The organism is Mucilaginibacter sp. P2_D11, assembly GCF_056404435.1.
In genome coordinates, this window is sequence record NZ_JBFUEA010000011.1 from 88018 (window position 1) to 112783 (window position 24766).

Sequence of the window (24766 nt, forward strand, 5' to 3'; positions counted from 1 at the left end):
TATCAAGAAATAATATTGCCATACTTATCCAGATTGGTGTGGCATTTGGGGCAGGTTGTTCCACCCCACATGGCCTGCTCTCTATTGGCGGGCATCCTGAAAATAGGCTGCTTTGTGCCACATACCGGGCAAACCACACGGCCTAAATTTAAGCCCCATTTGGATTTCTTTTTACTGGATACTATAAACCACACAATAAGTGGCAGGGCTATAATGGCGTAAATAATAACTTTGACCATGCTTACAGATTGGCTTTGGATTAAAGATACGCTTTTACTTCAAAAAGTGCTCGAACGTATCGCTCCTTATCCCCAGCCTTAGCGTTTCCAGGGGGATGATATCTGCCGGGGCGATGTTGCCGAGGCTTACGTTGGCGCCAATGAGTTTGATGAACCACACCTGTTGCGCTTTTTGGGGCGCTTCCCAAATAATCATTTCTTCGGGGATTTGGGTGAGTATCTCATCTACCAGCCCTTGCCTTACTTCGCCAGAGTCGCGGTAGATGCCTACGTTGCCGCTTTCGCGCGCTTCGGCAATTACCTTCCAGCTGCCGGCTTCTATCTCGGCGTTCATCAACTTTATCCATTTATAGGGGGCGAATATTTTTTGGATATCCTTAGAACCCACTTCGGATATTACGGTAATCTGCTTACTCAGTTCGCGGATGTAATTGCATTTCTCGTCATGCTCTATATTGATGCTGCCATCAGATACCTCGCAATATTCCATCTGGTATTTATCCAATATGCGGCGGTAATCATCAAACTGCCCGCGCACGATCATCGCCTCGAACAGCGTTCCTCCGAAATAAACCGGCAAACCGGCATCTTTATACAGCTTCAGCTTGGCATCAAGGTTTGGCGATACGTAGGAGGTTGCCCAGCCCAGTTTTACCAAATCGGTATAACCTGCGCCCATCTCAATAAAATCTTCTGCCTGGCGCAGACTAAGGCCCTTGTCCATCACCATGGTGAGGCCTTTATTACGGGGTTTCGCGGTGCGTTCGGGCAGGTTGTTTATATGATAGTTCATGTATAGATGTGCGTTTGGTTATAGCTTATAACTAAAAGTATTAATGGCGCAAAGGTAAGCCAAGGATGTGCAGATGTGCAAATATCAGATGTGCCGATTTTTTAGGATGCGCAGATTTATTGAGAACTTAACAAAAGCTTTACAATGCGCAGATGCCTGGCGATGTGCAGAAAGAAATGTTAAAGGCAAAAAAAATGTGCAGATGACTTTCCTTCATCTGCACATTTGAAATCTACATATCTGCACATCCGCTATTTCGTGTACCGGTTGATGATATCGACGATGACTTTATTATCCTGCAGTTGGGGCAGGTAATCGAACAGGATGAAATGTTTCTCCGGGTCCGAAGTGAGGGCCATTTCCAAAAAGTTCAAGGCTTCGTTATACTCGCCTTTGGCAAACAGGTAAGCCACCATGCGATAGTAAAGCTCTGCTGCCTCGGGGTTGTTCTTAATGGCCGATGAGATGACTTCTATAGCCGTTGCCAGCCGTTTTTGTTCGTAAAGGATAGATGAGTAGTCCAACCATGCATCTACATCCAGCGGGTTTAGTTCCACCACTTTTTCATAGGCCGATTCTGCTTCGGGCAGGTGACCCAGCTTGTACTCGGCATCGGCAATGGCAAACCAGTAGTCGGCGTTGGCAATGTCAAGATCCAGCGCCTTTTTGTAAAAGTGCAGGGCTTCAAAATAGCGTTCCTCAAAATCCAATGTTACGCCAATGCCAAACCAGGCATCGGCCAGCTTAGGATCCATCTTCACCGATTTCTTATAGAAAGAACGCGCCTCGTCCATCTGCTCCAGTTTCTCGTAGCACTCGCCAATAGCGCAATAGGTATCGGCATTGGGTTGCTCGTATTCGAAAGTTTCGCGGTAAACATCTATGGCTTCGGCATATTTTTCCAGGTTCACCAAGGCATTGCCTTTGTTGAAATAGGCCGATGCAAAGCTGTCTTTAATCAGTATGGCGTAATCGTAAGCGTCTATGGCTTTCTCGAACAGGCTAAGCTTGGTGTAAGCGTTGCCCAGGTTGTACCAGGCGGCGTAGCTGTATGGCTCGTTATCGATGTATTGCTGATAAAACTGCACGCTCTCCTGCTGATTGTCCAGCACATCGTAGCAAAAGGCCAGTTCGTACAGGGCATCCTGGTTTTCCATATTCTGCTTAAGGCATAGCTTAAGGTAGGTAATGGCGGTATCGTAATCGCCCATGTTTTGGTAAACGTAGGCAATGTGCAGTAGTATTTCGTCGGTTTCTTCGGCCAGGTCCAGCGCTTTTTCGTAGTTCTCCAATGCCTCGGCATTGCGTTCCATACTCTCGTACAGGTTGCCGCGGATAATGTAAATATCAGCATCGCTGGCTTCCAGCATAGCAGCCTTATCCAGTGCGGCAAATGCCTCTGTAGACCGGTTGGTTACCACCAGCAGTTGTGCCTGTTTTATCAGGAAGACAGCTGCAAAGGGGTGCTGGTTGCGTGCGTACTCTGATACCTGCAGGGCCTTAGCCGGATCGTTCTTTTCGATGTAGTAGTCGATGATGTTTTCAAAAGCCTGCGCATCAAAAAAGTACTGATCATGGTTGCGGATCATTTCCTCGTACCGTTCTACCGAAAACTTTGGATCTTCGGTAAAACCAAATTCAAATTCTTCTTCCATTCAAGTTTATTTGCAGAACACACATCCCCTGGGAGGTTTTAATCCCGCAAGGCCTAAAACATGTGTTTAAATTACAACAATAAGCATCGTTAAAACAAATAAGTTTTCAACATACGCACATTCTCAACAGCCGCTCATACAAGTGCCTGATAATAAATAGGAAGCATTTGAGCGGATGGGCCGGCGGGTTGATCTGATTTGCCCTAAAGATTTTTACCTTTGACAAAAGTAACGATTATGAGTTTAATAATATCAGATGTACTTCATCATTTACATATAAACAACATAAATGAAGCATTTAGTACCGGCAGCAACTGGGGCAGCAGCCCTAACGCGGTGGTTAAAGACATCTTTTCGCCCACCGATGGCAAGAAGATAGCTTCAGTAAAGATGGCCACCGCTGCCGATTATGATGCCGTAGTGCAGTGTGCTGCCAAAGCCTTCAAAACCTGGCGAACCATACCTGCGCCAAAGCGCGGAGAGATTATAAGGCAGATAGGCGAGCAGTTGCGCGCCAACAAAAAAGAGCTGGGTACGCTGGTAAGCTACGAGATGGGCAAAAGCCTGCAGGAGGGCTACGGCGAGGTGCAGGAGATGATAGATATCTGCGATTTTGCCGTGGGGCTTAGCCGCCAACTATACGGCCTTACCATGCACAGCGAACGCCCCGAGCACCGCATGTACGAGCAGTACCACCCGCTGGGCATAGTAGGCGTTATATCCGCCTTCAACTTCCCCGTGGCGGTTTGGAGCTGGAACGCCATGCTGGCCTGGGTTTGCGGCGACGTATGCGTTTGGAAACCATCAGAAAAAACACCTTTGACAGCCATCGCCTGCCAGCACATAGCCCAAGCTGTTTTTAAAGCAAACAATATTGAAGAAGGGGTAAGCTGCCTGGTAATAGGCGACCGCGAAGTTGGCGAATTAATGGCCAACGATACCCGCGTACCATTAGTTTCTGCAACGGGATCTACCCGAATGGGCAAGGCCGTAAGCGCCGCCGTGGGCGCGCGCCTGGGCAAAAGCCTGCTTGAACTTGGCGGCAACAATGCTATTATTATTACCGAAAATGCCGACCTGGATATGTCGCTCATCGGGGCGGTATTCGGTGCCGTGGGTACTGCCGGGCAGCGTTGCACCAGTACGCGCAGGCTCATCATCCACGAGAACGTTTACGAGGCCTTTAAACAGAAATTGGTAAATGCCTATAAACAAATAAAAATAGGCGACCCGCTTAACGAGAATAACCACATGGGCCCGCTGATCGATCAGGATGCAGTTACCTTGTATTTAGCATCGATTGAAAAATGTAAAGCCGAGGGCGGCAACTTTGTGGTAGAGGGCGGCCAGCCGGAGGGCGAAGCGTACGTATCGGGCTGTTATGTAAAACCTTGTATTGCCGAGGTTGAGAACCATTACCAGATAGTGCAGCACGAAACCTTCGCACCTATATTGTACCTCGTCAAATACAAAACCATCGAAGAAGCTATCGAATTGCAAAACGGCGTTCCGCAGGGCCTGTCATCGGCCATCATGACCAATAACCTTCGCGAGGCAGAAACATTTTTATCCTACGCGGGTTCTGATTGCGGCATTGCCAACGTAAACATAGGCACATCGGGGGCAGAAATTGGCGGTGCGTTCGGCGGGGAAAAAGAAACCGGCGGCGGCCGCGAATCGGGCTCGGATGCCTGGAAAGTGTACATGAGGCGCCAAACCAATACTATTAACTACTCAAAAACGTTGCCTTTAGCACAAGGCATCAAATTCGACCTTTAACATTTTAAACCCAGTATATATCTATGCACAAATTTGGCAGATTATTCTCCGGCGCGGTGTTGTGCGGCGCACTTCTAAGCAACTTTAACAGCTTTGCCCAGGTATCCGCGCCCGAACCGCCAAAAGCCTGGCACCTGATGGACCTGAAAACCGATGGCTTTTTCGGTATCAGCGCAAAGCAGGCTTACCTCTTCGTTACCGGCAAAAAAAGTAAGCAAGTGGTGGTTGCCACCATAGATAGCGGAATTGACACCGCACAAGCCGACCTGAAACCTATCCTGTGGACCAACACCAAGGAAATCCCCGGCAACGGCATTGATGATGACCATAACGGCTATGTAGACGACATACACGGCTGGAACTTTTTGGGCGGACCCGGCGGCAAATGTGATTTTACCGAAACCACCGAGGAAGTACGCGAGTACAACCGGCTGAAAGAAAAATATGGCACCCTGGTAAGCGCACCCGCAGGTAGCGAAAAAGAATTTGCCTACTGGGAAAAAGTGAAGCTCATTTACGAAACCACGGTAAAGAAATCTAAGGACGAGATTGAGCAGCTGCAGCCTGCCATGAACGCCCTGATGGCGACCAGCGGCTACATCAAACGCGCATTGGGCCTAAAAACCGATGCATCTTTTACGGTGAAGGACCTTGCGCGCATAAAAGCCAGCAACGATACCATTAACCAAAGCAAATATGTTTGGCAATCGGTTTTCGACCAGGAGGGCGGCGGCGCTACCAACGCCAAGATCATATCTGACCTTAGCGAGTACCTGGCCAAACTGAACAATGATGTTAACCCCGACTTGGATGCCCGTAAACGCATTGTAGGCGACGACCCTAACGTACAGGATGGCAAGCCCTATGGTAGCGGCTTGCTCAAATTTGCAGATGCATCGCACGGCACCGGCGTAGCCGGCCTGATAGCCGCTGTGCGCAACAATGGCTACGGCATCAACGGCGTAGCTGATAATGTGCGCATTATGGCCATTAAAGCAGTACCCAACGGCGACGAATACGACAAAGATATTGCCAACGCCATACGCTACGCGGTAGATAACGGTGCCAATATCATCAACATGAGCTTTGGCAAGAAGCTGTCGCCGCATAAAGATTGGGTTGATGCTGCCATCAAGTACGCCGCATCCAAGGACGTGCTGCTGATACAGGCATCGGGCAACGATAACCTGGATATGGATGCAAGCCCCGAATACCCTAACGATATTTTTGCCGATGGCAGCAGTACCGATGCAGATAACTTAATCAGCGTGGGCGCATCGTCTGCAAAGTTCGATGAAAACCTGGCAGGCAGCTTTAGCAATTACGGCAAGCACAACGTAGATGTATTTGCGCCGGGGGTAAAAGTAACCATGGTTGATACCGATGCCGAATTCAACACGGCAGATGGCACCAGCTTTGCCTCGCCCATTACCGCAGGTATTGCAGCATTGGTTTTAGAGTATTACCCAACCCTTAGCGCAAAGCAATTGAAACAAGTACTGCTCGAATCGGCAACGCCGTTAACCAGCACCATGGTGCTTAAACCAGGCACAAAGGATAAAGTAGCTTTTACCAGCCTATCTAAAACCGGCGGCATCGTAAATGCTTACCGGGCATTGCTTGCAGCATCAAAACTAAAAGGCGAAAAAGTTGTGATATAACGATATCCCGGCGAACCACGAATAGCCATTAACGCAACAAAGCCGGCCCTCAACAGGCCGGCTTTGTTATTTATATGTTTCACTAACAGATGCAAACTCACCCTACACGCCCGGTAACTTTACCCCCGCTTCGGCCAGGGCTATTACGATGCGTTCCTGCAACTCTATTTTGGTGGCCAGGAAGTTGGCTGGCTCCACCCAAACGTTTATGGTAAACCTTACGCCATCTATTTCCAGTGCTACAACACCTACGCGGGTAGCGGGTTCGTGCAAAATAGCGGGGATGGCTTCTATCGCATCATTGATAATCTGCTTAACCTGCGTTACATTGGCGGCATAGCCCAGTTTTATTTCAAAATCAAGTCGGCGGCGGCCTTCGCGGGTAACGTTTACAATTACTTCGTTAAACAGTTTCCCGTTGGGGATAATAACAGTTTTATTATCGGCAGTAAGTAATACAGTATAAAAGATCTGTATCGAGGTTACCTTCCCATCCTGCCCTTGCGCAACAATGCTGTCATCTATCTCAAAAGGTTTCAGCAGCAGGATAAGCACCCCGCCCGCAAAATTCTGGAACGTTCCCGAAAGCGCCAAACCGGCCGCAACCGAGAATGCACCGATGATGGTGGTGAATACCGTAAGCTCGAAGCCGATGATATTCATCACGGAGATAATGAGCAGTATATAAAGAGCGGTAATAGATAAACTTAAGAAGAACGGCCTCAGCGAAGAGTGGACCTGGTTGCGGTCCATACGGCTATGCAGGCGGCTTTTAAGGAAGCGAATAAACCATAAACCTACAAAAAATACGATTATGCCTGCTGCGTAGTCAGGCCCGCGGTGTATCAACCATTGATGGAAAGCGGTATAGAATTCTTTTAGCTCCATAGATGGGGGCCAAAATTAAGGAAAATTTGCTTATTAGCTATAGAAAGCCACGAATAGCTCCGGGCCTTTAAACAGCACCCACTCTACTATGCGGCTGTGTATTTGTGTCTTTTTGTTTTTTAAGTTTTTCATAGTACTATACCTTATTCAAACGCTATGCCTAACTACCCGAATAATAATATAGTTACGAAAATTTCACATATAGTGGCTTTTGCTGCTTGGAACTGCTTAAAACCAGTGCCGTTGGCGCATAAATGCTATTTCCCACTGTACAGAATATCATCCAAACAAAAACCCTGTCTGTTTTATCAGACAGGGTTTTCAAATTATACTACCCCTTTAGGGGGCCGGGGGGCTTCTGATATTACATCATGCCGCCCATGCCGCCGCCGCCCATTGGTGGCATGCCGCCTTTTTCGTCTTCCGGATCGTCGGCCAACACACACTCGGTGGTCAACAGCATCGATGCGATAGAAGCTGCGTTTTCTAATGCTACACGGCCAACTTTAGTTGGGTCGATAACACCGGCGCCAATTAGGTTCTCGTAAACATCGGTACGTGCGTTGTAACCGAAATCGCCTGTGCCTTCTTTAACCTTTTGTACTACGATAGAACCTTCAACACCTGCGTTTTGGCAGATCTGGCGAAGTGGCTCTTCTATAGCGCGACGGATGATCTGGATACCAGTGTTCTCATCGTCGTTGGCACCTTTAAGGTTTGCTAAAGCAGCTACCGCGCGGATGAAGGCAACGCCACCACCTGCTACGATACCTTCTTCTACAGCCGCACGGGTTGCATGTAAAGCATCGTCTACACGGTCTTTCTTTTCTTTCATCTCTACTTCAGAAGCAGCACCGATGTAAAGCACAGCAACACCGCCGCTTAATTTAGCTAAACGCTCCTGCAGTTTTTCCTTGTCGTAATCAGAAGTAGTGGTTTCTATCTGCGCACGGATTTCGTTAACTCTCGCTTTGATCAAATCCGAATCGCCGGCACCGTTTACGATAGTAGTATTGTCTTTATCTACAGAAATCCTTTCGGCCTGGCCAAGCATGCTCAGGTCAGCGCTCTCCAGTTTGTAGCCTCTTTCTTCAGAAATAACGGTACCGCCTGTCAATACGGCGATATCTTCTAACATAGCCTTACGGCGATCGCCAAAGCCTGGTGCTTTTACAGCAGCAACTTTCAGCGAACCGCGGATTTTGTTAACAACCAAAGTAGCCAATGCTTCGCCATCAAGGTCTTCGGCAATAATCAGCAATGGTTTGCCGGTTTGTACCTGTTTCTCCAGGATAGGCAGAATCTCTTTCATCGAAGAGATTTTTTTATCGTAGATAAGGATGTATGGGTTATCTAACTCAACTTCCATTTTTTCGGAGTTGGTTACGAAGTAAGGAGAAAGGTAACCACGATCGAATTGCATACCTTCTACGGTTTTCACTTCGGTTTCGGTGCCTTTTGCTTCTTCAACAGTGATAACACCGCTTGTACCTACTTTTTTCATCGCATCAGCAATCATCTCGCCAATAACTTCGTCGTTATTTGCAGAGATAGACGCTACTTGTTTTATTTTTTCGAAATCGTCGCCAACATCTTGTTTCTGAGCTTTCAGGTCGGCAACAACAGCTGCAACAGCTTTGTCAATACCGCGTTTTAAGTCCATTGGGTTAGCACCGGCTGCAACGTTTTTGATACCTGAAGTTACGATAGCCTGGGCCAAAACGGTAGCTGTAGTAGTACCATCACCTGCAATATCAGCAGTTTTAGAGGCTACTTCTTTAACCATTTGCGCACCCATGTTTTCGATAGGGTCCTTCAGTTCTATTTCTTTAGCTACGGTAACACCATCTTTGGTGATAGCCGGTGAGCCGAATTTCTTGTCGATGATTACGTGACGGCCTTTAGGGCCTAATGTTACTTTAACTGCGTTAGCCAGTATATCAACACCGCGTTTTAAAGCGTCGCGTGCCTCAACATTATATTTAACTTGTTTTGCCATTTTTTTGTTGTTTGAATGTTGTAATGTTTAAAGGTTGAAAAGTTTCAATGTGGTCTGTGATATTTCCAGCATCACATCGCTATAACCTTCGAACTGCTTGTTTTTTTTCGTGTGAGTTTAAGGTTGAAATTTTGTTGAACGTGCAGGGCTAACCTTCCAACGTTTCAACTTTACAACCTTTCAACAATTAATTAAATACCGCGTAGATATCAGATTCGCGCATGATCAGGTACTCTTTACCGTCAACGGTAACTTCGGTACCGGCATATTTTCCGTATAGGATTTCGTCACCAACTTTAACGGACATCGGGATTAGCGTGCCAGACAAGTCGGCATATTTACCAGGGCCAACAGCCACTACCGTGCCTTTTTGTGGTTTTTCCTGCGCTGTTTCGGGAACGTAAATGCCCGAAGCAGTTTTAGTTTCGGCAGCAGCGGCTTGTACAACCACCCTGTCTGCACTTGGTTTAATGTTTAATGACATAGTAATACTATTTGTTGAAATTATAATTTTAAGTTTTCGTTATAGTTTTTCACATCAATTATGCCAAGGCAGCCTTTCCTGTTTTATTGTCAGATTTATATTAGTTACCCTGCCTATGGTAACAATGGTTTAACATGCGCGTGCCATCGTGTCAGCCCCGTAATTAGCCAAAAAAGGCCCTGGAAAAAATCCAGAGCCTCCTGATAATATCTTCGTAAATAACTTACGGTTTTGTTGTACCAGCCGGTGTAGCAGTAGGGCCAGGCAATACCTGTTGCTGCGGTGTAGAAGTAGCCGGCTTAGACATTTTTTGGATCTGCTCTTTAGTAAGGCCCTGATCCTGCGTTTTTTGTACGCCGCCTTTTACCGTTACGTTGATAACAAGTGCAAGCACCATAATGCTGATAGCCAATGCCCAGGTACCTTTCTCCAAAAAGTCGCCTGTTTTTTGCACACCCATTAATTGCGAAGAGCCTGCGAAATTTGATGACAAACCACCGCCTTTAGGGTTCTGTATCAATACGATAAGGCCCAAAAGAAAGCATATAATGATGGTGAGGATGATTAAGAATAAGTACATTTCTTTTATTTATTAATTGATTTTCTTTTCTAACTGTTCAATCTGGGCTGCAAAGTAAAGCTTTTTTTCCGGTATTTTCAACATCAATTTTTTATAAGTAGCTATGGCTTTATGGTATAACATCTGGTCGCCGTAAATGCGGGCCAGGGTTTCGGTCACCATAGCATCCTGGTCTTCGGCGCTTTTCCTGGCTTTATTCTCGTTATCCAGCTTATCTGGCGAAAGCGGTTTTATCTGCGGATCAGTATGGATGAAGCGTTCGATAATTACGTCCTCTTTCTTAGCTGGGTCGAATTCTACCATCGGCGGCTCTATATTGCCTATGCTGCTGACAGACGTAAGGTTGAATATATTGGCAAAATACTGCTGCTGCAACTCATCTGTGCCTCCCCTGTTAGCTGAGGTATTGCTTTGTACAGCCGGTGCGTATGGTTGGTATGCCGCGGCATGCTCTTTACGCGTTTTATCCAACCACCACATAAAGCTGTATGGTAGAGTTTCATCGTTGTACTTGGAAACCATATCCTGCTCTTTTTCTACCAATGCGGCTGCAATAGGCAGTTCTGCCCGCGGTGCTTCTGTAACAAGGGTTTCTGCAATAACGGGCTGCGGCGCAGCAGGAGTTTCAGCTTCCGGTTCCGATACTGTGCCACCGGTGCGCAGCTCATCCAGTTTTTTATCGAATGACAGGTAATCTGTAGCGGCGATGTTGCCATAAATGAGCTTTTCAGTTTCGGCATCTATAAAGCTCTGCTGGGTAGCTACATCTTCATCCGCTGTATCTGCTATAGTATCTTCTGGTAGTTCGTCTTCGGCAAATTTATTGCTGAGGCTTTCTACACCTATATCATCTATGCTTACTATCTCGTTGTAAACTTCGTCTGTAATGTAGTCTTGCTTATGGAAAACGTTCTCGGGCTGATAGGTATCGAACGACGATACATCTGCCGGCTGTGTTATCTGATTTTCTGCCGGCTTATCCCCAACGGGCGCCTCCGCAACAGTTGTTGGCGTAGTAATATCTTCCGCCTTTGGCGGCATCACCGGCGCAAGGGTTTCAGGCTCAGGAGCAGGCTTAATTGGCTCGGCATCCGGTGCTTCTGCAACAACAGGCACAGGCTCTGCCGAAGCGTCAACTTCTACAGCCTTAACATCGTCTAGTTTCGAAAAATCCCAGGGATTATCATATTCCTCCTCGTCGTCGTCCTCATGTGCTGATGGCTGCGTAATGGCTGCTGCCGGTGCGGGTGTATAAACCGGCTCTGCCTTGCTTTCGTCAAATGCGGGAAGGTTCTCTACGGCATCTAAAGGAGATGGCGCAACAACAGGCTCATCCTGATAAATTGTTGGGATATTGATGGGGCGGGTAACTGAGTCTTCTACTTCGGAAGCAGGGCCGCTGTTGAAGTAGTTTTCGGGCTCGGCAGCGTGCACGCCATTAAGGCCTTTGTTTATCCGCTCGCGCGCTACGGGCAGCAGGTCATCGGCATCGTGCAGTATTTTATATAGCGTTTTAGGGCTAAAATAGGCAGATGCCCGGCGTACATCGGGCGTTTGGCCCGATCGTGCATACATTACCTGCAATAGGCCGCTCTGCGGGTTATCCTGCACCAGCCGCTCTAAATTATGCTTATATAACTGGCCGTTCTCGGCCGGGTTAGCCAGCAGGTCCCACAAAATTTCCTTATGCCTGTTATCTATATTTTGCTCCACCTTGCTAAAACTACAAAATGCTTACCAATTATTAAACGCCTTGTTAAAAATATCGTCGGTGAGCTGTTTGTTGATATCCAATATCAGCTGCTGTTCCTGCGATGCAATATCGCCCGTAAAATCTTTCGACTTGGTGAACGCTTGCTCAAAATTAAGCTTTTTATCCTTATCGTAGGTAAATTTTACCGTTACGGTTATGGTTAGGCGGCTGGCCCCGGCAATTGGTGCCGTATTGTTGTTGGTTGCCTGTATCGAAATAGGCGCATAGCTATAACCTGTTATAGCTCCCGAGATGGTGGCATCGGCCTCCCCCCTTACAATACTAATGCTGGTTTGGGTGCGTATGCGATTCTTCAATGCTTCTGTAAAACTCTGACTAAGCGTGTTTACTACCAGGGGGGCCGAGTTTTCGAAATATTGTATATTAATGGTTTTAAGCTCCTTCGGCACGGCTGAGCCATTGAGCGATACCGAGCAGGAGTTGAACAATATTACCAGGCTTGCCGCAACCGATAATAAAAATAGCTTTTTAGTCATATACCTATGATAACTATAAATTTAACTCTTTTATTTTACGGTACAAGGTTCTTTCTGAAATGCCTAGTTCGTTTGCCGCCAGTTTGCGTTTGCCTTTATGCTTTTTGAGGGCCTTGCGTATCAGGTCCGATTCTTTATCCACCAGCGAGAGCGATTCTTCCACCTCCTCGGCATCGTGCGTAATATTGTAAGCATCGGCATTGCCGCTGTTGATACCTGCTGTTACCGGCTTTTGCAAAGTGAATTGTGGTTCCTGATGATTGCTTTGCGGTAATTCAATGTCGCGATACAATTGCGTAAGCGTTTGCGAGTGATTTTGATGGTTAACGCTCACGCCGCCATGTTCAATGATATCGGCAACTAGCTTCTTCAGTTCCACCATGTCGCGCTTCATATCGAACAATACCTTGTACAGAATGTCACGTTCCGAGAAATCTTCTTTGGGTTGGTTATCCAGGCGCATAGGCAAGTTACTCCGGCCCGTTTCGTGCGGGATGTAGGTGAGCAAAGTTGCAGCGGTAATAATTCGGTCGCGTTCCAACACGGCCAGTTGCTCGGCCATATTCTTTAACTGACGGACGTTGCCTGGCCAGGTATAATTAATGAGCACCTGTTGCGCATCCTCATCCAGCTGAATGGGCGGCGTGCGGTATTTATCGGTAAAATCGGCTGTAAACTTGCGAAACAACAGGAAAATATCTTCCTTCCTGTCGCGCAGGGGTGGTATGCGCAGCGGCACGGTGTTTAAGCGGTAGTACAGATCCTCGCGGAATTTACCTGCTTTCACTGCATCATATACATCTACGTTGGTCGCGGCTATAACGCGCACATTGGTTTTCTCTACTTTAGATGACCCTACACGGATGTACTGGCCCGATTCCAGCACGCGCAGCAAGCGGGCTTGAGTGCCTAAGGGCATTTCGGCAATCTCATCCAAAAAGATGGTACCGCCATTTACGGTTTCGAAATAACCTTTACGCTCGCCCACGGCACCTGTATAGGCACCCTTCTCGTGCCCGAAGAGTTCCGAATCGATAGTGCCTTCGGGTATGGCCCCACAGTTTACCGCTATGAACGGCCCGTGCTTACGCGGACTCATCTGGTGGATGATGTGCGAAAACACTTCCTTGCCGCTACCACTCTCGCCGGTTATCAAAACCGAAATATCTGTTGGAGATACCTGGTTAGCTATATTGATTGCCCGGTTAAGCAAAGGCGAATTGCCAATGATACCGAAGCGATTTTTAATTTCTTGTATTTCCATGTATATTAGAATCAAGAGTTAAGAGCCAAGAATCAAGAGTTTGGCTCCTTATTCAAGATATATTCTCTAAACGAAAAGAGCATTTTTTGAACTTCCGAAACTAGTTCCAGACACACTTTCAATTTGTCTGCCTTTCCGTAGTTCCGTCGCTCGCATATTAATAATTGGGTTTCTAACTCGAACGAAGACGAAATAGAAATAGATAAAAATTCGCCGAAATGTTTATCTGTATTTTTTCCAGAACCTTCAGCTATGTTTGAAGGTACAGAACAAGAGCTTCTGTTGATTTGATCGATAAGGTTGAAGCGTTCATCAACAGGCAAGTTTTTGCAGTATTCAAAAGTCATATCTGTAAGGTCCATCGATTTCTGCCAAACCTTTAAGTTTTTAAAGTTATGTCTCATACCGGTCTTCGCTTTTTTTCTTGTCTCTTGATTCTTGACTCTTGATTCTTGACTTCTTGCTTCTATCCCACTATTCTTCCTATCAGCGTTGCCGATGTAGTCCGTTCTACCAACACATTTGCGTATTGGCCCGGTTTGTATCCTTCCGTTACAGGGAATATTACCATGGCGTTTTGGTCGCTGCGGCCGCAATAGTCATTGTTCGATTTTTTGGAGAAGCCTTCTATCAGCACTTTTTCTAACTTGCCTAAACGTGCCTGCATGCGGTAGTACGAGTATTGTTGCTGCTTGGCCACAATCTCGGCCAAACGTGCTTGTTTAATGGTTTCGGGTATATCATCTGCATAACGCTTGGCGGCTAAAGTGCCGGGGCGCTCGCTATATTTAAACATGTAGGCAAAATCGTACTTCACGTAATCCATCATGCTTACGCTATCATTATGCTCCTCGTCTGTTTCGGTACAGAAACCGGTAATCATATCGGTAGATATCGCGCATTCAGGTATTATCCTGCGGATAGCATCAATACGGTTGATGTACCAGTCACGATCGTACGTGCGGTTCATCAGCTCCAATATTCTGCTGTTACCGCTTTGCACCGGCAGGTGAATATAATTGCAAATGTTATCGTATTTAGCAATGGTGTACAACACCTCGTCGGTAATATCCTTTGGGTGCGAGGTAGAGAAACGCACGCGCAAATCGGGGTTGATTAAGGCAACCATCTCCAACAGGTTGGCAAAGTTGACAATCTTCACCTCATCGCCAGCAGCTAAAGTTTCAGCCTCCGCTACCGGTGCTGTCCATTTATACGAGTCCACATTCTGTCCCAATAGCGTAACCTCGCGGTAGCCCTGATTAAACAACTCGGTGCATTCCTTTACTATCGAAACAGCATCACGACTACGCTCGCGGCCGCGGGTAAAGGGCACTACACAAAACGAGCACATATTATCGCAGCCACGCATAATAGATACAAAGGCATTGATGCCATTACTATTCAAGCGCACCGGGCTGATATCGGCATAGGTTTCTTCACGGCTTAGCAGTACGTTCACCGCGCGCTGGCCACCGTCTACCTGTTCTATCAGGTTTGGCAGGTCGCGGTAGGCATCGGGACCCACAACTACGTCTACCAGTTTTTCTTCCTCTAAAAACTTGGCTTTTAAACGTTCGGCCATGCAGCCTAAAACGCCAACCACCATGCCCGGGTTTTTAAACTTGGCACCTGCAAATTCTTTGAGGCGGTTACGCACGCGCACCTCCGCATTTTCGCGGATAGAGCAGGTGTTGATGAACACCACATCGGCATTATTAAAATCGCCGGTGGTTTCAAACCCGCTGTCGGCCAGTATCGAAGCTACTATCTCGCTGTCGGAAAAATTCATGGCGCAGCCATAGCTTTCTATATAAAGCTTGCGCCCGTTATTTTTGCCAACGGGCTTCAATACCAAAGCCTCGCCCTGCCTGCTCTCGTCATGTGCCTTATCCGGTATAAGCAAATCCATCGTCATCCTTAAAAATTGAAGGGCAAAAATACAAAATTTTAGTTAATGATGTGACAGTTTGTCAGCGACTAACAAAATGAATGTTTTATTGTTAGAACAAAGCCCTTTAAAGAGGCTCATCATTCGGCATAAATAAATTACCCTATAAATGGCGTTTAAACTACTCCGGCAACGCTGGCAAAAAATATCCCTTATTGTAGTGCTCTCCATATTGGGCATAACGCTGATAGCCGCGCTATTCGCCAATAGCTATTTTGCCCCAAAACTGGCTGATAAAATTAAAAGCCAGGTTCTAAAAAGCAGCGACAGCCTTTACCGGGTAGACATAGGTAACACCGATCTGCACATCCTCCGCGGCACTGCCACCCTCTACGATATCAAACTTAGCGTAGATACCGCCGCTTACAACCTTAAGAAAAAACAAGGCACCGCCCCAAATAACCTGTACGAATTGCAGGTGAAGCGCCTGGTGGTATCGCACATGCAACTGCTTACGCTGTACTTTAAAAAGAGGCTGAACATTGGCCGTATTACGCTGAATGCGCCGGATGTGGAGGTGAGCTATCACCCAAACCAGAAACCCGATACGGCAAAAAAAGATAAGCGCACCCTTTGGCAAAAGATCTCCAAATCGCTCCAGCTGATCAATGTAGGCGAGATCTATTTGAACGATGTAAAACTAAAATATAAAGACTACACCGGGCCTAAGATTGCTGTATCAGCTTTTAAAGAATTAAACCTGAAAGCCACAGATTTGCTGATAGATTCCGCCACGCAAAAAGACACCTCGCGGTTTTTGTTTTGTAAGGATGTGAGGACAGAGCTATACAACTATAGCAGTAAGTCGGCGGATGGATTGTATACCTTCAAAGTTAGATCGGTAATGCTGTCTACCCAAACGGCTCGACTAATAGTAACCGGGCTAAACCTGCAACCGGTGGACCATACCACTTTCTTTAATAAAGTAAAGGACGACCGCTTTACCCTGCGGGTAGATTCGATGGTTTTTAGCAAGTTCGATTACATGAGCTATCAAAAAAACCAGGACCTGGATGTATCCAAGTTGACCATGTATAAAGGTTTTTTTGAGGTGTACAGCAACTACAACGGCCCCTTGAAAACTACCGACAGGCTGGTCACCTTTCCGCACTGGGCCATCCGCCATGCTGTTAAGGCTAAGTTTAATTTGGATACCCTCGACCTGAAAAACTTCAGCACCACGTATCGGCAGCTCAATAAAGGCCCCATGAAAACCGGGAGGATATTTTTCAACAACATCAATGCCCGGTTTTTAAACCTTACCAATAAACAGGAACAACTGAAAAAGAACAACATAGCCACGGCAAACCTTACCAGTTATTTTATGGGGAAAGGAAAATTCAGTCTGTCATTCAATTTTAATTTAAGTGATGCGGCTTACAGCTACAGTTATAAAGGGCATTTGGGGCCAATGGATATCGCAGAGGCCAACCCGGCAATAGTACCGCTATCGTTGGTTAAGGTAACATCGGGAAGGGTAAAAAGCCTCGATTTTAATATTCGCAGCACGCAAAAAACCTCTACGGGTACGGTATCGTTTTTATACAACAACCTGCAGATAGATGTACTGCGGAAAGATTATACCAAAAAATCCGTCATTACTACGCTGGCAAACGCCTTTATCATTAAGCACGATAACCCGGATGATGGCAACAACGTGCCGCGCTCGGCAAAGGTGATGTTCATTAGGCCGGCAAATTTTCCTTTCTTTAAAACGGTGTGGCAAACTATCCTCAGCGGAATAAAACCCTGCGCCGGCGTAGGCAAGGCTCAGGAGGAAAAATTCAAAAAACAAAGCGCCGACGATGCCCGCAAAGAGCAGGAAGATTTGTTAAAAGATGCCAAGAAGAAGAAAGAAGAAGAGGATAAGAAGTTTAAAGAAGCGTTGAAAAAGAAGAAAGAGGAAGCGAAGAAGAAAGGGTAAATAAAATCGTCACAAGGCACGGAGCAACCTCCCGCTAGGCAGAGCGACTTGCATATCCTTTCACTCATTGTCATTGCGAGGAGCAGCGTGGGAGTTGTGCGATAGGAGCGACGCGGCAACCTCATAGGACGCTCATACGCCTGGTTAACTTTGCACATTCGAATGTCCTATGAGGTTGCCACGCTATCGCTCGCAATGACATAGTTTTTTACTTTTCTATTGCAGCAACAACTTCAAATTAATCCCAAAATTGGTAAACGAGGTATTGAACGTTTGCGAGGTGTATGGCTTGGTGATATTGCTATCGTAAAAGATATTGAGGTTGAAACGCTGGTTAATGACGTAATCTATAGATGGGCGCATGGTGATATTCTTCGCGCCCGATGATACTTCCGCCTCCTGCACATCGGCGCGGTATATCAGTGTTTTGTTATCGCGGATGGCTACATCCAGCTTAAAGTTGATATCGTTATTGGCCTTGCCGGCAAACCAGCCAAATGGCATCTTGAAATTCTTGGGGCGGTAGCCAAAGCCCAATACCACGATATTTTCGCTTTGCTGTGCCAGTTGGCTATTGAGCAAACTTAAGGCCAACGCGCGCGTTTTGCGGAACTCGAGGTTGGCTGTCATGCTGTTCTTGAAACGAACGTCTACGCCTAGCAGCGGCACGAACTGCTCGAATATGCTCACCTGCGTCATCTGGTAAAACGGCAGGAAATCGGCATTGGCATCGCGCGATGTTACGCCGCCATTGTCTTCGCGGTATTGTAGCAGCGTAGTGTAGCCGTTTACGTTGTATGACGAACGGTAACCATGGCGGATATCGAACGAATCAAAAATCTCGGTAAAAAAGGCAATCTTGCCCAGGCCGTTGTAGGTTATCTGCCAGTTGGGTATAGGTGTAGAGGGGAACTGACTCAGCGAGGCGCTGGATGCATCTTTACCCAAATAGGCCGCCAAAAACGCCGGCACCAATACATTCTGCGCATTGGCCCCATAGCCATCGGCAAAGCCTGTGGTACTAACGCCCGAGTTAGGATTTGTGGCACCCAAACGCTTGGAGATTACCGCCCTGTTATCCAAAAACTGCTGGAACGTGGTCGATTTATTGCTCACCCCTGTCGATTTTGAGAATGCGGTAGCCAGCGATAATATGGATACGCTATACGTACCCGAAGTTGTAGGACTAAGGTTTTCTATACTATTACTACTGGCCAGGTATTTAAAGTTGGTTTGGTAGTTGCGGTCCTGTGTTTTAAAGGCAATCAATTCTATCCGCAAATCTTTAAACGGCTCAATAATGCTGCGAAGTCGCAAATCAGAGTTGAAGGTACGCACGTAGGGCTGGTTTTGCAGGGTATCGCTGGTTATCCAGCCGTTGGCAACGGCACGGCTCCGCAAATCGGCCTGGCTGCCCAGTAGGAAGCCAATGCCCGGCGAATCATAAGTAAAATCCTGCCCGAAGAAGTTCGACTGCGGCAGATAGCCCGGCAAAAAGGTCCCCTCGGTACGGGTGTAGGTGCCGCTTACGTTTTTGATGCCCGTTAATATCCCCAGTAGCACGCCGCCGATACCTCCCTTGTCGGCAGTTCCTTTGCGCAATGCTTTAAACTTATTGTAAAACGTGGTGAACGTAAGCGTAGGGTTCAACTGAACCGTGCGCGAATTCTGGATACTGTTGCCGATGTTGTAATCGGGGTTGTTGATGGCAAATTCGGGCTGGGTTTGCCAGTTGAAGTGGGTGCTGTAGCGGGCGATCAGGGCCGTCCAATCCATCCCCGGTATCTTGTTTATAGGCGTGGTATAGTTAAAGTTGATGGTGTGGTTATAGTTGGTGGTGCGCCCTAGCCTTTTCAGGTTCTCCCAGAGGGTATCTCTTTTAAGCCCGTTGATGCGACCAGCGGGTTCGTCTACTACCGATAAATTGGTAGCATCTATATCCATCTGCAACGATTTGGATAAATTCCAGCCAATTCCGTAAACCCGGGTAATATTGAAGTTTTTGTTGAAGCTGGTGGGTATGGGTATATAGTTATTAGGGTCGTTGTTTCGCAACGTGTTCTCAGAGTAATACCTGTCGAAATTAATGCTGAAGTTCAACCGCGATGGCAGCAGGCTGAAGTTGAAATCCCTTGCCAGAGCCAGCAGGTTGCTTTTTATTACTTTCTCAAAAGGCGTGTAATATTTAGGCTGATTGCTGTAGTTATACGCCAGGCTTACCCGGTAAGTACGGGCGAGGTCGCTCTGCACGATGAAATCGTGGTGCGTGTATTCGGTATAAGCGTAGGTAGCATTAAAGTTTTCGATATCATAAACATGTACCGGCGCGCTGGCATCGGTACGCTCTTTATGCACATTGGTAAAGTTAATGCTCTTACGCATAGTGTAATCGATAGATACGTTCCGAATAGAATCCCGGGCCTGCGATGTTGGCGCGGCGGCTAGGGTTTTCTTCAGTTCCACATCGGGCGATTGCGGGTCGTATTGCGGAGTGGCGACAGCGTTGCTAACGTTTATGTAGGCCGGTATCCTGATACCGCTTTTCGCCGGGAAGAATTTACCCAGCTCCACGCTGCCCGATATATCGTACAGTTGGTTATCGCTGCGGCTCCTGTCGCTCACACGCGAATCGAGAGAACCGAAACCGACGGTACTCTTACTGCCCGATACCGTGATGTTGGCAAAATCGGCCAAAGCAAAATCGGCCCTTGCGGTTGCTGCCCATCCGCCGCGCTGGTCAAAATCCGTCAACCGCAACTCATCGAACCATAACGTACCCGATTTATCCAGTCCATCATCCGGCCCGGCGTTGCTCCCTTTATAAGGATTGCGTACGCCCACCATAATGGTGCGAAGGCGACTCAAATCCGGCTGGCCTTTTATGGTTACTTTATTGTGCCCGTCGGTATATACGAAGGGGGTGGTAAATGGCCAAGGCAGGCCATTCAGCTTGGCGTTGTTACGGGCAAGCTTGGCGCTGGTCAATAAATCCAGCTGCAAATCCAATTCGTTGCTGGCTGGCCAAATGGCACCCGGGTCGCGCGTACCAGGCTGGGTAATGGCGAGGGGCACTTCGTATTCGTAATAGTTATCCTGGTAATCAACACCTAAGCGGATAAAGGCATTCAGGTCGTTATCTACCAGTTGGTCGCCCTCGGCATGGATGAACATCTGTATTTTTTTGTACGAGCGCAAATCGTTATAAAAGGTACGGAAGGCTGCACGCGAGTAGCCATCGCGCAGGTTGGTGACTTTTATCGATAAGGATTGCTCGTTTAGCTTGGTATCCGTCTGCAGGTTGTTGTAGTTGCGCTGGCGGTTTATGCCCGGCGGCACTACGTAAGGTATAGGCGTGCGATTGCCGTTCTCTTCTATGTTCACGGCCTGCACATCCAGCACCGAGTTATCGTTTGCAGGGTTTTGTATGGCAGGGTCGGCAATTACGTTTAGCGGGTTGTTGGCGGCGTTGAAGCTACGCCATTCGCCACGCACCAGCTGCAGGGTGGCAAAGCGTAGTACCGAGGTATCGGCAAAGTTGGTCATAAACATGCGCATAAAGCGGATGGCCTTAAAATCCTGTATGTTGCCTACCTTGCTTTGGTAGTCTGTTATCGGTATCCTGAACTGGTACCAGGTAACGGCTTCCGTTTGGCCGTTGGCCAGCTTTACGTTGGAGGTTACCTTATCGCTGATATAATTCTGGCCAACCAGCATATCCTGCGGGCGGATAGACACCCGGTACTGGAAGTACTCGTCAGTCTGGCTCATGTTGTTGTCCTTGTTGATGTCCTCGCCATCGGGCAGCGAGGTTGATGCCGAGGTTTGCAGACCAAGCTCTGCCTGCGATTGTTCTGCCGTTTTGGAGTTACCCTCTGCGCCGTTGTAGTGGCTATAACGCTCCATAATGCCGGCGCGCGACTGGTCCAAATCGGGGCCCTGGTAATAGCGGTAATCATCAGATGATGGGTCGGCTACGAAAGCGGCGGCCGCTTGCGGACTCAATACAGCTTTCACCTGGTTCACTATGCTGGAGAACTTCGTTTGCTCATCAGTACTGTTCAAACCGTCCAAGCCCACATCCTGCAATGCGCGCGAATTGGGGTCGTTATCGAAGGCGTTGATAACCGGTTGTAGTTTAGATACCCTGCCCCAGTTGGTGTCGTCGGTTTTATCGGTGGCGCCGTCAATAGGCAGGCCGTTCTCCAGGCTCTTGCGGCCATCTTTCAGCACGTCTTCAGATATGCTGCCGAGATTAAAAAACAAGTCGCCCCCCTGCGATGCGGGCTTGTAGATAAACGGATCCATTACCCAGAATTCGATATAGCCCACATTCAACGATTCGAAGTCGTTCGTCTCCAGCTTGCGGAACATGCCGCCCCAACGGGTTTTAGGGTTTTGCAGCGTGCCATCCTGGTTGATGCCCGTTGTAGTGTAATTATATGGCCCCCGCACGGTTGGGTAAAACGCCATATTGAGCGTGGCCAAAGTAAGCGGCTGCCCGGTTACCGATTGCTTAAAGGGGAACACTTCCTGTTCTATCACCTGCCTTACGTAATGGTTTGATAGGTCGGCGCGGTTAATGGGGATATTGCCGGAATTGGTATAAAATATAGGATCGATGTTGTAGAACGCCAAACGCGCGCGGTTAAAGCCGTAGCTTAAATCGTTGAACAGTTGCGATTCGTTGAACATCTGCGGCGTGCCGGATATTTGCCAGCTCACCGCACTCTTCACATCGATAACCGAACGGCTGTTCTCGAAGTCGTCGAGGTACGAAGTACCGTTCTTAGAGCCGGCAAAATTTAATGCACCGGGGCTGCCGGGCATCAGTTTGGCAAACTCTCCGCTTAGGTTAATGGTTGATGGTGCCTTGGTATTGATCAGCGGTATCTTATCTACCAGCCGGGTTAAAAAGCGCGATGTGGTAGTATAATTGGCATCGAAACCGAAGATACTGTTAGAGATAGATTCCTCTCCCACCAGTTCGTTCTGGGTTATAGGCTGCTCGGTAAGGTGCATAAAGGTTGCGCCGAGGAGCAGTTTATCGCTTGCGCGGTAATCGAGCCGGGTACCCCAAAGCGATTTTTGCTGTACGCCAAAAAGCTCGTTATTCTCTATCTTGATATTGATAGGCTGGCCCGATGAAAGCAGGGCCTGGTTCAATATCCGGATACGGCCCGAACTGTAATCAACGGTGTAATCCGCACCCTCGTTCAGTTTTAAATTGCCTGCCGTAACCACCACGGAGCCCTGCGGTATATTCACGGCGTTCAATTGGTATTCAGAGCCCTGGGTTGAGGTGTAAGTTCCTTTTATCAGATACCGGTTTAGCTTGGGAAAGAGTTGCTGCGCGATGGTTTTGGTAGAATCGTACAAAGGCTGGTACACATAACGTGCCGCAAGGTCGGCCTCGCCGGGGGTGAATTGCTTCGCGAGGTCGGAACCGAAGGGTTCCAGCACGGGGAACATAATGCGCCCGTTCTGCGAATCGATGGTTATCCCCTCCAAAAAGTCGAAAAAGCCATCGGGCCGTTTATCGCTCTGTTGGTCCAGGTTATCCACACCCGTCAGCTGCAGCCACCGCTTGCTTTTGGTGTTCGTGCCCTCATCCATTATGGTCTTTTCGATGCCCGATTTGTCATCCAAGCGACTGATGTTCAGCTTAAAATCATTCGGACTGATACCGTACGCGCCCAGCGAGTAGATGTTTTTCATCATCAGATCCCAGGTAGGCAGATTGGTTTTCAGCAATTCATTCTTCAATAATTTCACGAAGAGTACCTTCGGCGTGGCAGGGTCAACGGCCTGGTCGCTGCTGAACTCGCCCACCTGGTATTGCTGCCCATTGTATGAATATTGGTAGGCCACGGCCAAAACCTCGTCGTTATTCAAAGGGTAATTCAGCGATATATAACCCAGCTGCGGATGCAGGGTGTATTCCTTTTCGGTAAGTTTTCGGGCGTAGGTTAGCTTGGCATAATTATCTGTTGCGCCCGTTGCACGGAAGTAGTTGGCTACATCGTTGGAGTTGGTGGCACGGGAACCTGCCGGCAGGCTGGCCAACAAGTTATTTGATTGCTGGGTAAAACCCGGCCCGCTAAAACCCGCAGGCAGGCCGCTGAAGCCCGGTCCGCCCTGTATGGTAGGGTTATACGGCCTGTTTTCGCCCAAATCCAAAAAGCCCAATATATCGCGGCTATCGGTGGTAACGTTGGTGCGGTTGGTTGTCCAAACCTCTATCTTGGTGATGTTGATATTGGAACTGATAATGGGGATATTGGCCAACGCACGGTTATAGTTATTGCGGAAATATTGCGACAAAAAGTAGTGCTTATTGGCCTCGTAATCGGCCGGGGTGAGGGATATATTGCCCTGCTGCGAGCCGTTGGTAATCGTAATATTTTTCGATTGCGAACGCTGCTGCGACAGGATAGTGGTAATATCCAACCTGCCGAATTTCAGTTTCGTTTTCACGCCGAAAAGCGCCTGACTGCCTGTGATGAGCGAGGTGTTCAAGGGCATGCTTACGGTACCGGCCTCTATCTTCTGGATGATTTCGTCGGGGTGGCCGGTATAATCGAGTTTTATCTGGTTCTCGAACTGGAACTGCGCCTCGGTATTGTAATTAGTGCTTATCTTCAGCTTATCGCCAATATCGCCGGTAACGTTCAGTTGTATCCGCTGGTCGAAATTAAAGTTGAACTGGCTGCGCTGGCGGGTATTGAAAAGCGGGTTCTCGTTCTTGTTTATCTGCCCTGCCAAAATTACCTCCGCCGAACCCTGCGGGCGTATGTTGATGTTTGAGCTGCCGAATATCTGCTCGAAGGTTTTGCTGCGCACCTTTATTTGCGGTATAAACCCCGGCTGCTGCGAATCGTAGGCATAATTATCCGCAAGTTGGCGATAGTACTCGCGTTGTACGCCTTTTTGCTGCAGTTTTAAATACTCGGCCACGGTAAGGTACTGCGGGAAACCATAATTTAAATTGCCCAGCTTTTTGTAAACGATGTAGGTATTGGTGAGCGGATCGTAAACTACGGTGCGTACCACACCCGGTGGGTCGGTATCGAAATAGCCATCCAAAGCCAGCTGGTTGCGGGTTTTGGTGAGCTTGGGCGCACCGGTTAAGGGCGCGGTATTCCGCGGCTTGGTGGTATCGGCCGGGTTGTTGGTTTGCTGCTGCGTTTGGGGGCGTTGCTGGCCGGGCTGTTGCTGCTGCGTACCAGGCTGCGTGCTGCCCGGGCGGGCGATGGTGGTCTGCCCCGGTATTTGCTGCTGGGCCAATAGTTCCCCGGTTCC

16 protein-coding genes are annotated in these 24766 nt (G+C 47.9%); 3 read left to right on the forward strand and 13 right to left on the reverse strand.

Annotated elements, in window-relative coordinates; translation table 11 throughout:
- Positions 1–2: 2 nt before the first annotated feature.
- The 3 genes from AC1DXC_RS18035 to AC1DXC_RS18045 form a co-directional block, all read right to left on the reverse strand.
- Positions 3–239, reverse strand: a complete 237-nt coding sequence (locus tag AC1DXC_RS18035; protein ID WP_477460567.1) for a hypothetical protein — start codon at positions 237–239, stop codon at positions 3–5.
- A gap of 34 nt (positions 240–273) precedes the next feature.
- Complete coding sequence (locus AC1DXC_RS18040; RefSeq protein ID WP_477460568.1) at positions 274–1032, reverse strand: phosphosulfolactate synthase; 759 nt, start codon at positions 1030–1032, stop codon at positions 274–276.
- Positions 1033–1283: 251 nt separating this feature from the next.
- Entirely contained in the window at positions 1284–2687 is a 1404-nt protein-coding gene (locus AC1DXC_RS18045) for a tetratricopeptide repeat protein (RefSeq protein WP_477460569.1), read from the reverse strand.
- Between the two features lie 237 nt (positions 2688–2924).
- Here AC1DXC_RS18045 and amaB point away from each other — a divergent pair, with 237 nt between their 5' ends.
- Complete coding sequence (amaB, locus tag AC1DXC_RS18050) at positions 2925–4466, forward strand: L-piperidine-6-carboxylate dehydrogenase (RefSeq protein ID WP_477460570.1); 1542 nt, start codon at positions 2925–2927, stop codon at positions 4464–4466.
- A 23-nt stretch (positions 4467–4489) separates the two neighbouring features.
- On the forward strand, positions 4490–6127 hold the full coding sequence (locus AC1DXC_RS18055; protein ID WP_477460571.1) for a S8 family serine peptidase: 1638 nt from the start codon (positions 4490–4492) through the stop codon (positions 6125–6127).
- 102 nt (positions 6128–6229) lie between these two features.
- On the opposite strand, the gene AC1DXC_RS18060 is transcribed toward AC1DXC_RS18055, so the two are convergent.
- From AC1DXC_RS18060 to miaB, 9 genes are all read right to left on the reverse strand, one after another.
- On the reverse strand, positions 6230–7015 hold the full coding sequence (locus AC1DXC_RS18060; protein WP_477460572.1) for a mechanosensitive ion channel family protein: 786 nt from the start codon (positions 7013–7015) through the stop codon (positions 6230–6232).
- A 364-nt stretch (positions 7016–7379) separates the two neighbouring features.
- Positions 7380–9014 carry a chaperonin GroEL gene (groL, locus tag AC1DXC_RS18065; protein ID WP_477460573.1) on the reverse strand — a complete coding sequence of 545 codons (1635 nt, stop codon included), beginning with the start codon at positions 9012–9014 and terminating at the stop codon, positions 7380–7382.
- A gap of 187 nt (positions 9015–9201) precedes the next feature.
- Positions 9202–9498: a co-chaperone GroES gene (locus AC1DXC_RS18070; RefSeq protein WP_133230047.1), complete on the reverse strand. Its 297-nt coding sequence runs from the start codon at positions 9496–9498 to the stop codon at positions 9202–9204.
- A 223-nt stretch (positions 9499–9721) separates the two neighbouring features.
- On the reverse strand, positions 9722–10078 hold the full coding sequence (secG, locus tag AC1DXC_RS18075) for a preprotein translocase subunit SecG (RefSeq protein WP_477460574.1): 357 nt from the start codon (positions 10076–10078) through the stop codon (positions 9722–9724).
- Between the two features lie 12 nt (positions 10079–10090).
- On the reverse strand, positions 10091–11791 hold the full coding sequence (locus AC1DXC_RS18080) for a hypothetical protein (RefSeq protein WP_477460575.1): 1701 nt from the start codon (positions 11789–11791) through the stop codon (positions 10091–10093).
- A 21-nt stretch (positions 11792–11812) separates the two neighbouring features.
- Positions 11813–12328, reverse strand: coding sequence for an LptE family protein (locus AC1DXC_RS18085; protein ID WP_477460576.1), 516 nt, complete (start codon positions 12326–12328; stop codon positions 11813–11815).
- 13 nt (positions 12329–12341) lie between these two features.
- Positions 12342–13592 carry a sigma-54 interaction domain-containing protein gene (locus tag AC1DXC_RS18090; protein WP_477460577.1) on the reverse strand — a complete coding sequence of 417 codons (1251 nt, stop codon included), beginning with the start codon at positions 13590–13592 and terminating at the stop codon, positions 12342–12344.
- Between the two features lie 32 nt (positions 13593–13624).
- On the reverse strand, positions 13625–13996 hold the full coding sequence (locus AC1DXC_RS18095) for a four helix bundle protein (protein WP_477460578.1): 372 nt from the start codon (positions 13994–13996) through the stop codon (positions 13625–13627).
- 62 nt (positions 13997–14058) lie between these two features.
- Positions 14059–15504, reverse strand: coding sequence for a tRNA (N6-isopentenyl adenosine(37)-C2)-methylthiotransferase MiaB (gene miaB / locus AC1DXC_RS18100; protein WP_477460579.1), 1446 nt, complete (start codon positions 15502–15504; stop codon positions 14059–14061).
- 148 nt (positions 15505–15652) lie between these two features.
- Between miaB and AC1DXC_RS18105 the strand changes: the two genes are divergently transcribed.
- A complete protein-coding gene (locus tag AC1DXC_RS18105) occupies positions 15653–17467 on the forward strand; it encodes an AsmA family protein (RefSeq protein ID WP_477460580.1) in 1815 nt (604 codons plus the stop codon).
- A gap of 216 nt (positions 17468–17683) precedes the next feature.
- Here AC1DXC_RS18105 and sov read toward each other — a convergent pair whose 3' ends face one another.
- On the reverse strand, positions 17684–24751 hold the full coding sequence (gene sov, locus AC1DXC_RS18110; protein WP_477460581.1) for a T9SS outer membrane translocon Sov/SprA: 7068 nt from the start codon (positions 24749–24751) through the stop codon (positions 17684–17686).
- Positions 24752–24766 lie beyond the last annotated feature (15 nt).